The sequence below is a fragment of the Kitasatospora sp. NPDC057965 genome (assembly GCF_042887135.1).
Classification (GTDB): Bacteria; Actinomycetota; Actinomycetes; order Streptomycetales; family Streptomycetaceae; genus Kitasatospora.
In genome coordinates, this window is the sequence record NZ_JBHVPZ010000024.1 from 129,755 (window position 1) to 140,838 (window position 11,084).

The window sequence follows — 11,084 nt, forward strand, 5'->3', positions numbered from 1 at the left end:
ACCCGGCCGGGGGTCAGCGTCCGATGACGCCGTGCACGGCACCGGAGTCGGTGCCCCAGACCTCTTCGTCCTCCGCCAGCCAGGTGGTGCGGCGGCGGTCCTTGTCGTTGCCGGCGCCGCCCGCGCCGGCGCCGCCCATGCCGCCGCCCGGCATCATCGGCATCCCGCCGGAGGTGGTGGTGGTCCCCCGGCCGGTCAGGGCGGCCTGCTCCTGGGCCGCGGCCCGGGCGGCACGCTCCGCGGCGACGCGCTCGGCGTTGGCCTGGTCGACCGCGGCCTTGGTCGCGGACGGGTCGCCGCCCGCGGCCAGCGCCCGGTTGCTGAGGCCGCCGCCCATCCCGGTGATCATCGGACCGCCGCCGAGGCCGAGCGATCCTCCCCCGCCCGAGCCCCCGGCCCCGAGACCCAGGGTGTTGTAGGAGAAGCCGCCGGCACCGAACTCGTTGGGCGTCAGCAGGTTGTCACCACCGCCGCCGTCGTCGCCCGCCGCGGAGTAGCGGTCGGCGAGCAGCTGCCGGTACTGCGAGACGGTGTTGCCCCCGCCGTCGCGCAGGATGCCGTCCGGGCCGATGGTGTAACCCGGGCCGGCCACCATCGGGTTGCCGTTGGAGTCCAGGACGGGGTTGCCGTTCTCGTCGACGATCCGCCCGTCCTTGGTGATCACGGAGCTGGGGGGCACCACCACGGGCCGGTTCGAGCCGCTGCCGCCCGGGAGGAGGCTGTCGGGCAGCGGGCCGGTGTTGAGGTTCGGGAAGGGGTTGCCGATCAGGTCGGGGCCGGTGCCGGAGCTGCCGCTGCCCGGGCCGCCGGTGCCGAGGTTGGGGTTCGGCGTGTTGCCCAGGTTGAGGTTCGGTGTGTTGCCACCGCTGTTGCCCCCGATGTCACCGAGGTTGAGGTTCGGCGTATTGCCGCCGCTGTTGCCCCCGGTGCCACCCCCGCCGCCGCCACCGACGCCCTTGATGTCCTTGATGTCGGGACCACCGGTGATGTCCTTGATGTCCGGACCACCGCCGCCCTTGGTGTCCGGGCCGCCGGTGATGTCCTTGATGTCGGGGACGTCCTTCGTCGGGTCGTCCTTGCCCGGGTCCTTGGTCGGGTCCTTGGTCGGATCGTCCTTCGTGGGGTCCTTGGGGTCGGGCATGATCAGCGGGAAGGGCTTCAGCGGCTGGGCGGCGTTCGTGGCGGCCCCGTAGGCCGTGGTGATCGCGGTCAGCGCGTCGTCGGCCGCCTTGTCGAGGATCTTCACGACATTGGCGACCCAGATCTCCCGGGCCCGCTTGTCGACCTGCTTCCAGAAGTCGACCGTCGTGGGGTCGCCGAACGGCGCTCCGGTCACGGTCACCTTCAGCGAGCTGAGCAGGTCGAGCCTGCCGTAGGCGTCGGCCGCGCCGTTGGCCGGGTCCTCCCGGCTGTGCCACGTCGGGGTCCGGTCGGACGCCTTCTCGATCTTCAGCGTCGCGCCCTTGAGCCCCTCCATCAGCGCCGCGGTCACCGTGTTCGTCGGCCAGGCCTGCGTCGATGCCCACCAGGCCTGGAAGCCCTTCCACAGCGCCGCGATCTGGTCCTCGACGAGCGCCTTGCACGGCGTCAGGTAGGAGCCGACATCGGCCATCCGGATGATCCGGTTGTCGGCGTCGATCTCGTTGCGGAACGCCAGGAGCAGGGCCCGCAGGGCGTTCGCCGCGCTGCCCTGCCAGTCGCCGTCCGCCTCCCCGATGCCCTTCACCCAGTCCGTCCCGATCTTGGCGATCCAGCCGTCGAGGAAGTAGGTGAAGTCCCGGAGGTTGTCGGCCGCCTTGGTGAAGCCGGCCGGGTCGAGCCGGTCGTTGCCCTTGATCGTGCCGTCGACGAAGCGTTCCAGCGGCGCCCTGCTGGCCGTCCACGCCGCGAACTTGGCACCCGCGCCGTCGAGGTTCGGGTAGTTCACATTGGTGCCGACGACGTAGCTGGCGTGCTTCACGTCCGTGCTGACGCCCACCGTGTAGGTGAAGTACCAGGCCACCCAGCTGTCGAGCGCCACGTCGGTGCCGTCGCCCTGGACGCCCTGCCAGCCGTAGTGCACCACCTGCTTGCGGACGTCGGTGTTGACCCACGGCTTCTCGTCGTCGCGCACCGACTCGCGGGTGGCCGGCTTCGTGTCGGCCGTCGACTGGAGGAAGGTCAGCGCGTCCTCCCAGATGTGCCCCATGGCGTCCCCTCTCGCGGCCGAGCCCGACCGGACGTGGCGCGGGGCCGGCCCTGGCCCGGGCCGGCTCCGCGGTGGTGGCGGGGGATCCCCCGCCGGATTACTTGGCGCCGGTGGTACCGGAGTTCAGCGTCCGCCCGGCCAGCTTCATGAACTGCGCGTAGTCCAGCGCGTCGTCCAGCGCGTTGTTCAGGTAGCGGTCGGCGAGCTGGAGATCGATGATCAGCGTCTCGAACTGGCCGACGACCGTTCCGAGCATCTTGGCGACCGAGTCGTCATAGGCCTTGAGCGTGGTGGCCAGCGTGCCCGGCGCGGTGAAGTTGCCGGAGTTGTTGCCCGTCAGGAACGGCGTGGTGCCGTCGGCGTAGGCCCTGAGCTCCCGCACCGGCACGGACGTCTTGACGGCGTCGAGGAACGCCTTGACGGTCGTGTTGGAGAAGGTCGCCAGGAAGCCGTCGGTGATCTTGACGGTCCCGCCGTCCTTGTCCCCGTTCTCCTCGTCCGCCACGCCGGTCAGCCCTGGACGTGGTCGAAGTGGGTGCTCGCCCGCATGTCCGCGTCCTTGATGGCGCCGCGGATCTCGGTGAGCGCGTTGTGGGCGTTGACGATCTTGCCGCCCATCGCCACGTCGGCGTCGTGGAGCGTCGTGGCGAGAGTGCCCGCGGCGACCGAGAAGTCACCCACCAGCTCGACGTTGATCTTGCTGGCGAGGTAGGACCTGAGGTCCTCCATCTGATCGTGCATGGTCTTGGCATGCGCCTCCAGATCGCTGATCGCGGTGTCGACACCGGCGTAGTGGAGTGACATGTGGCCTTCGGCCATGGTGGGTCCCCTTCTGATCGAACGGTCGGTGGGTGGGTACGGGGGTCAGCGGGCCGAGCCGGGGTTCAGGACGCCCTCGACGTAGGACGCGGGCCCGGGCTCGCCGCCGAGGCTGTTGGTCGCGACCGTCAGGGTGTGGTCGCCGGTCGCGGAGAAGATCTGGCTGGTGTCGCCGAACTTCCCGTGGAAGGCGTCGTAGTCCCGGCTGACCTTCGCGTACTGCTCCAGCCAGGCGTTGATGTTGTTCTGGAAGGCGGTGCTGGCCGCGCCCTCGAAGCTGTCCCGGATGGCGGTGTTGATGTCCTCGATGTAGGAGGCGGTCGTCCTCATCGCCGCGTACTTCTGCTCGACCTGGGTCCTGATGTCCTGCAGGACCTGCTGGCTGACCGTCGTCTGCTGCGCCACGTGCGTACCTCCTCCGCTGCCGCCGGCCGCTCCCGGCCGGCGGGATTCGCCGCGGGCCGGTCGGGCCGGCCCGCCAGGGTGAACGGGACGGCCCGGTGCGGCGGTTCACCCCGCCCGGCGCCGTCCCGGATCAGCGCGTGCAGTGGCCCTCGCCGGTCACCGCGGGCTGGACGACGCCGCCCGCCAGCGGTGCCGGGTCCAGGCTGGGGCCGGTCGGCAGCAGGGACAGCACCCGCCCGGGCACCGCCGTCGGCGCGGCCTTCGGGTAGCCGAGCCGTTCGGCCACCGCCGGCGAGGCGAGCGGGTACTTCACACCCGCGTCGGTGACCAGGTACAGCGTGCCGCCGTAGCCCGCGCCGGACAGCGCCCGGACCAGCGCGCCCCCGCCGGGGCGCACCGCGATCCGGTCGGCCGGGGTGCAGCTGGGCAGCACCCCGGGCTGGAGCACCGGCGGCAGGCCGAGCACGGGCGCGGCGTCCAGGACGGACACGTCCAGCTCGCCGCCCGCGTCGGCCGGCCGCAGCGCCGCGCACAGGGCCTGTTCGCCCCGGGGCGCCAGCGGCGCCGGGGGCCGGGCGGGCAGTCCCTCGGGGGTGAAGGCCGCCGCGGCCGAGGCCGGCGCGGTGTGCGCGGCGAGGTCGGCGGCGCCGACCTGCGCGGGCGTCGCCGGGCCGTTGCCGTAGGCCTCCTGCTGGGTGCGCGGATCGCCGAGCAGCAGGGCGAACTGGGTCGGGGTGACGGCCACCAGGCCCTGTTCGGCCAGCAGGTAGCGCTCCTCGCCGGTGCCGGTGAACAGCTGGCCGGTCCGGGTCGGCCGGCCGGAGAGCGCCGGGCCGTCCTTGCCCCGGCCCGGCACGTCGGGAGCGCGCAGCTCCGGTCCGCCGGGGAACGCCGCCAGGAAGGAGGCGGTGACCGGCACCGGGGTGACGGAGCCGTAGCCGAGCGCCCGCACCGCGCCGCCCGCCGCGTCCACCGCGAAGCGGCGGCCGTGCCAGAGCAGGTGGACTGCGCCGTCCGGCCCGGTGACCAGGACGCCCTGCTCGCCGGCCGGCCGGCCGCTCTGCCGGGTGCCGATCGCGACCGAGAGCTGCGGGGCGGGCTTGGCCGCCGGGGCCCCGGTCCCGGCGGCCACCGTCCGCATGCCGCAGAGCAGCCAGTCGGCGCCGCCCACGGCGTTCGCGGCGGGCAGGCCGTCGGGGGCGCCGACGATGCCGACCGGGGTGCCGCGCCCGGTGCCCTCCAACGAGCGGGCCGAGACCTGGTCGACCTTCAGCTGGTCGCCCGCCAGCAGCCGCGCGCTGGCCTCGTTCAGCACGGGGTGGAGCAGGCCGCCGGCGTAGACGTAGCGGGCTCCGCTCTCCTTGACCACCACCAGGGTGCCGGGCTGCTTCCAGCCGCTCGCGCCGCCGGGTTTGACCAGGCCGTAGACACCGGCGCCGGCACCGATCAGCAGGGCGACGGCGAGGCCGATCGCGGCGCCGCGGTTGGTCCGGCCGACGGGGGTGTCGGGGGCGTCCGGCTCGGCGCGCAGGACGCCGGCGGCGACCCGGCTCATCACGAACAGGTGGGCCTGCACCTGGTCGCGTCGGGACTGCATCGCGGTGGTCCTCCTCGCTGCGGGACACCTCGGGTCGGATGCCTCGGGTCGGATTCCGGGGGGGTGCCTGGGGGGTGCCTGGGGTCGGCTGCCCCGGTCGGGTGCCGGGGTCGGGTGCCGGGGTCGGTCCGGCGCGGGCCGGGCGGGTCAGCCCGCCAGACCGCGCATCGCCCCGTAGAAGCCGAAGACCTGGAGCGCGAGCGGCAGCAGGGCGAGCGCGGCGAGCGAGTGCAGCAGGTCACCGGCCCGGCCCCAGTAGGGCAGCAGCCGCCGGCCGGGCAGCGTCCAGGCGGCGGCGCAGAGCCCGCCCGCGACGACGGCCAGCGCGGTGAACACCCCGAGCCGTCCGCCCGGCGCGGCGTCCCAGCCCATCCGCACGGCCAGCAGGCCCAGCCCCAGCGCCCCGGGCAGCAGCAGCGCGAGCCGCTGGCGCAGCCCGCCGATGTCGCGGGCGTGCAGCAGCACCAGCACCGACAGGTCGGCGGCCATCGCCGTGGTGCCCCAGCCGTCGTCGCGGGCGGGCGCCAGCACGGCGAGCGCGAGCGCGCAGGCCGAGCCGACCGCGACGAAGAACCCGACCAGGTAGCTGTCCGCGACCAGGCTGCGGGCGAGGACGTCGTCGGCCGGGAACGGCTCGATCTCCTCCTGGAGCTCGTCGGCGTTGCGGGGCAGCGCCGGCAGCCGCAGCCCGGCCAGCTTGAACGACAGCGCGGGGACGAACGCGCCGAACAGCACGGCCGCGGCGGCGACCCCCGCGGCGACATCGGTGGCCGGCAGCCCGTACGCGGCGAGCGCGCCGGCGGCGAGGGCGAAGACGGCGCTCGTCAGCAGCCCGGCGAAGAACGGCCCCGAACCGACCAGGGCCAGGGCCACCGCGGTGGCGCCGACCGCCGCCGAGCCGCCCGCGAGCAGCCGGGCCGGGCCGGTGACCCCGGGGACCAGCGCCGCCGCCGCCGCGGCGTGGCAGACCCCGGCGGCGGCCAGCGCCGTCCCGGCCGGGGAGTCGCCGAGCAGCCGGGCCGCCGCGGCCCCGCCCGCCAGCAGCAGCACCGCGACGACCGCGGCGGCGGCGCAGCGCGGGCCGTCCGGGCCGGGCCGGGCGAGCAGCAGCAGGCCGCCGGCCAGCGTGAGCACGGCGAGGACCAGTGCGAGGTGGTGGGTGATCGCGGGCCGCCAGGAGTCGCCGCGGGCGGTGGTACCGGTGCGGACGCCGTCCACCAGGTCGTCGAAGTGCACCTCGGGCAGCGTCTCCCGGACCGGGCGCAGGAACAGTTCCTCGCCGTCGGCCAGCCCGATCTCCTCCAGGGTCCGCTCCTCGTCGAGCGGCGGACCGCCGAGGCGCTGCAGGACCCAGCCCGAGTGCTCGGTACCGCTCTCCGCGACGTCGGGGCCGGCGTAGCCGAGGACGGCCGGCAGCAGGTCGGCGAGGACCACGTCGCCGGGCAGGACGAGTTCGAAGGCGGTGCCGGGGGCGCGGAACCTCAGCCGTACCAGTCCTGTCGCCGCCGTGCTGGTGCTCACCTGTCGCGTCTCCCGTCTGCCCGTGCTCCCGTCACACAGGTACGGACCGCGCCGGGCGGACGGTTCACCCGCCGCGGCGAAGGCGCTCGGTGAACCGCCGGAGCCCCGCGGGCCGTAGGCCCGAGTGCGGTGCGGCCCGGGCCGTCGGGCCCGCCGCCACCGGCGTCGGCGCCGGCGCCGTGAGAGGAGAGCCCCCGTTGAGCGTGGTCCTGGTCGATCGTCCGCCCCGGCGCCCCGGACCGGCGATGCCGGACGGCGAACTGCAGTTGCAGGAGCCGCCGGTGCTTCCGGAGGCGCAGAGCGGCATGTCCAACATGATCGCCATGGCGCCGATGGCGCTGAGCTCGCTCTCGATGGTGATGATCTTCCTCAACCCGCAGGGCGGCGGCGGGCCGCTCACCTATGTGGCGATGGGCATGATGGGCCTGTCCGCCGTCGGCATGCTGGTGACCCAGCTGTTCCGCAGCGCCAGCGACCGCAAGCGCCAGCTGCGCGGCGAGCGCCGCGACTACCTGCGCTACCTGTCCCAGGTGCGCCGCCAGGTCCGGCGCCACATCGTGGACCAGCGGCTGGCACTCGCCTGGCGCCACCCCGCGCCGGACTCGCTCGGCTCGCTGGTGCGGACCTCGCGGCTGTGGGAACGACGGGCGGCCCACCCGGACTTCGGCGACGTCCGGATCGCGACCGGCTCCCAGCGGCTGGCGGTCAAGCTGGCCCCGCTGGCCACCCAGCCGGTCGAGGACCTGGAGCCGCTCTGCGCGCACGCGCTGCGCCGCTTCATCCACGCCTACGGCTCGATCGCCGACCAGCCGATCGCCGTCCATGTGCGCGGCTACGCGCATGTGCTGCTGCGCTGCGAGCACCCCGCGCCGGACGCCGACCCAGCGGAGACCGCCCCACCCGCGGTGGAGCGCGCCGAGGCGGCCGACCCCGGACCGGCCCGCGCGCTGGCCCGGGCCATGATCGCCCAGCTCGCCTTCTTCCACGCCCCGGACGAGCTGCGCGTCGCGGCCGCCGTCTCCCCCGAACTGCGCGAGGAGTGGGCCTGGCTGAAGTGGCTGCCGCACGCCCTGCACCCCACCGAGACGGACGGCGCCGGCCCGGTGCGCCTGGTCGCCGACTCCCTGGTGGGGCTGGAACAGCTGCTGGGCCCGGAGTTCACCGACCGGCCGCCGTTCGAGCCGGAGACCCAGCCCGGCCGGGACGAGCCGTTCACCGTGATCGTCCTGGACGGGGTGAAGCTGCCCGGCGGCAGCCGCGCCCTGCTCGCCGGGTACCGCAACGCCGTGCTGCTGGACGTCTCCGGGGCGGTGGAGTGGCAGCACGCGCCGTTCCGGCTGCGGCTGCGGATCACCGGTGACCGGCTGGACCTGGTCACCGCCGACCGCAACCGGCGCGACGAGACCACCCCACTCGGCCGCCCGGACGCGCTGGGCCGGCCGGCCGCCCGCCGCTACGCCACCACGCTCGCCCCGTACCGGCTGGGCGACGCGGTGGACGTCTCCGAGCCGCTCAGCACCGACTTCGACCTCACCTCGCTGCTGGGCATCAACGACCTGCACCAGCACGACGTCGCCCGCAGCTGGGCCGAGCGCCCGCGCGGCCGGCGGCTGCGGGTGCCGATCGGTGTCGGCGCGGACGGCAAGCCGGTGGAGCTCGACCTCAAGGAGTCGGCGCAGGGCGGCATGGGCCCGCACGGCATGCTGATCGGCGCCACCGGCTCCGGCAAGTCCGAGCTGCTGCGCACCCTGGTGCTCGCGCTCGCGCTCACCCACTCCTCGGAGACGCTCAACTTCGTCCTCGTCGACTTCAAGGGCGGGGCGACCTTCCTCGGCCTGGACCAGCTCCCGCACACCTCGGCGGTGATCACCAACCTCGCCGACGAGGCCGCCCTGGTGGACCGGATGCGCGACGCCCTGCACGGCGAGCTGAACCGCCGCCAGGAGCTGCTCCGCTCGGCCGGCAACTACAGCTCGCTGCTGGACTACGAGACCGCGCGGGCCGGCGGCGTCCAGCTCGACCCGCTGCCGACGCTCTTCGTGGTGGTCGACGAGTTCAGCGAACTGCTCTCCGCGCACCGGGACTTCATGGAGCTGTTCATCATGATCGGCCGGCTCGGCCGCTCGCTGGGCGTGCACCTGCTGCTCGCCTCCCAGCGGCTGGACGAGGGCCGGATGCACGCCCTGGAGTCCCACCTGTCCTACCGGGTCGGCCTGCGTACCTTCTCCGCCATGGAGAGCCGGGGCGTGCTGGGCGTGCCCGACGCCTACCAACTGCCCTCCCAGCCCGGCAACGGCATCCTGCGCAGCGACATCGCCACCCTCACCCGGTTCAAGGCCGCCTACGTCTCCGGGCCCTACCGGCGCCGGCGCGGCGCCGTCCAGCAGGCCGCCGTGGCCGGCCAGATCGTGGCCTACGGCACCACGTACATCGCGCCGCGCGATCCCGACCCGGAGGTGCTGGCCGCCGAGGAGGCCCGGGAGGCGGCCGAGGAGAACGCCCCGAACCTGCTGGACCTGGCGGCCGCGCGGATGCTCGACGCCGGCCCGCCCGCCCACCGGGTCTGGCTGCCGCCGCTGGACGTGCCGCCCACCCTGGACGAGCTGCTGCCGCCGCTCACCCCCACCGCCCGGCACGGCCTGGCACCCGACGGGCGCCCGGCGGCCGGCACGCTGACCGTCCCGGTGGGCGTGGTGGACCGCCCGTTCCAGCAGCTGCGCGAGCTGCTGACCGCCGACCTGTCGGCCGCCGGCGGCCACGTCGCCGTCGCGGGCGGCCCGCAGAGCGGCAAGAGCACCCTGCTGCGCACCCTGATCACCGCGCTGGCGCTCACCCACACGCCGCAGGAGGTCCAGTTCTACTGCCTGGACTTCGGCGGCGGCACGCTCTCCTCGCTGCGTGGGCTGCCGCACGTCGGCGGCGTCACCGGGCGCCACGACCCGGAGCGGGTCGGCCGGACGATCGCCGAGGTCAACGGCATCATCGCGCGGCGCGAACTGCGCTTCGCCCAGCTGGGCGTGGAGTCCATGACGGCCTTCCGCCGCCGCAAGGCCGCGGACGACCCGGAGCTCGCCGACGACCGGCACGGCGACGTGTTCCTGGTCATCGACGGCTGGAGCACCCTGCGCCAGGAGTTCATGGACCTGGTGGCCGCGCTGACCCCGATCGCCGCCCGCGGCCTCAACTACGGCGTGCACCTCGTCGTCGCCACGGCCCGCTGGGGCGAGCTCTCCAGCAATGTGCGCGACCAGTTCGGCACCCGCTTCGAGCTGCGGCTCGGCGACCCCATCGACTCCATGATCAACATGCGGGCCGCCGAGACCGTCCCGCACAGCCCCGGCCGCGGCCTCACCAAGGAGCGGCTGCACTTCCTCGGCGCCGTCCCCCGGATCGACGGACAGGGCGGCGCCGAGGACCTCGCCGACGGCGTCGCGGACCTCGTCGACGCCGTCAACGAGCACTGGAGCGGCCCGCGCGCGCCCGAGGTGCGGATGCTGCCGCTGCTGCTGGACTCCGCCGCCCTGCCCGCGCCCGAGGGCCGGCTGCGGGTCGCCATCGGTCTGGAGGACACCGCGATCGCGCCCCTCTGGCACGACTTCGAGGAGTCGCCGCACCTGCTGGTGGTCGGCGACAGCGAGAGCGGCAAGACCAACCTGCTGCGCCTGCTGGTCGCCGGGATCACCTCCGCCTACACCCCCGCGGAGGCCCGGATCATGCTCGTGGACTTCCGGCGCGGCCTCTACGAGAGCGTCCCGGAGGAGTACCGGCTCGGCTACGCCGTCTCGGTGGACGTGCTCCGGCAGGTCGTCACGGGCGCGGCCCGCGCCATGGAGGCCAGGCTGCCCGGCGAGGAGATCAGCCCGGCCCGGATGCGGCTGCGCGACTGGTGGACGGGGCCGGAGCTGTTCGTCGTCGTCGACGACTACGACCTCGTCCCCGGCCAGTCGAGCGGCAGTCCGTTCGGCCCGCTGCTCGAACACCTGGCGCAGGGCACCGAGCTCGGACTGCACCTGATCGTCGCCCGCTCGGCCAACGGGATCGGCCGGGCGTACAGCGACCAGCTGCTGCGCCGGCTCCAGGACGTCAACACGCCGGTCACGCTGCTGTCCTGCCCGCCGAGCGAGGGCACGCTGTTCGGCAGCGTCAAGCCGCGGGTGCTGCCGCCCGGCCGCGCGCTGCACATCACCCGGCGCCGGACGGTGCAGGTGCAGACGGGGCTGATGCCGGAGCCCGAGCCGGAGGCCGGGCCGGGATCCGGGTCCGAGCGGGCGGCACGGGCGTAGGCGGGTGTCCGCGGCGGGCGGAAGCGACGGGCGCCGTCGGCGGGCGCTTCCGGCCGGGCGCCGGTGAACCGGGGACACGGCGGGGGCCGTAGTCCAGGACGATGAGCCTCTCCCGCACCGGTGCGCGCTCCGACGAGCCCGCGCCCCCGGCCGAGCCCCGCCGCCGCTTCGGCTTCCGGCGCGGGCCGCAGCGCGCCCTGCCCGCCGCGACCGCGCCCACGGCGGTGCCCGCGCCCGTCGCCGAGCCGGTCCGCGCCGAGCCGGTCCGCGC

The 11,084-nt window shown here is 74.8% G+C and carries 7 protein-coding genes; 1 reads left to right on the top strand and 6 read right to left on the bottom strand.

The window, feature by feature from the left end:
• Positions 1-13 precede the first annotated feature (13 nt).
• The 6 genes from ACFVVU_RS28100 to eccD form a co-directional block, all read right to left on the bottom strand.
• Complete coding sequence (locus ACFVVU_RS28100) at positions 14-2,188, bottom strand: hypothetical protein (protein ID WP_387793033.1); 2,175 nt, start codon at positions 2,186-2,188, stop codon at positions 14-16.
• Between the two features lie 97 nt (positions 2,189-2,285).
• Positions 2,286-2,693 carry a hypothetical protein gene (locus ACFVVU_RS28105; protein ID WP_380688916.1) on the bottom strand — a complete coding sequence of 136 codons (408 nt, stop codon included), beginning with the start codon at positions 2,691-2,693 and terminating at the stop codon, positions 2,286-2,288.
• A gap of 5 nt (positions 2,694-2,698) precedes the next feature.
• Positions 2,699-3,007, bottom strand: coding sequence for a hypothetical protein (locus ACFVVU_RS28110; RefSeq protein WP_387793035.1), 309 nt, complete (start codon positions 3,005-3,007; stop codon positions 2,699-2,701).
• 45 nt (positions 3,008-3,052) lie between these two features.
• Positions 3,053-3,412, bottom strand: coding sequence for a hypothetical protein (locus tag ACFVVU_RS28115; protein WP_380688920.1), 360 nt, complete (start codon positions 3,410-3,412; stop codon positions 3,053-3,055).
• A gap of 130 nt (positions 3,413-3,542) precedes the next feature.
• Positions 3,543-5,009 (bottom strand): type VII secretion protein EccB, encoded by a 1,467-nt coding sequence (eccB, locus tag ACFVVU_RS28120; protein WP_387793036.1) that lies wholly within the window; start codon positions 5,007-5,009, stop codon positions 3,543-3,545.
• A gap of 147 nt (positions 5,010-5,156) precedes the next feature.
• Entirely contained in the window at positions 5,157-6,530 is a 1,374-nt protein-coding gene (gene eccD, locus ACFVVU_RS28125) for a type VII secretion integral membrane protein EccD (RefSeq protein WP_387793038.1), read from the bottom strand.
• A 245-nt stretch (positions 6,531-6,775) separates the two neighbouring features.
• On the opposite strand from eccD, the gene eccCa reads away from it, so the two are divergent.
• Positions 6,776-10,813, top strand: a complete 4,038-nt coding sequence (gene eccCa / locus ACFVVU_RS28130; protein ID WP_387793046.1) for a type VII secretion protein EccCa — start codon at positions 6,776-6,778, stop codon at positions 10,811-10,813.
• The last annotated feature ends 271 nt before the right edge of the window (positions 10,814-11,084 follow it).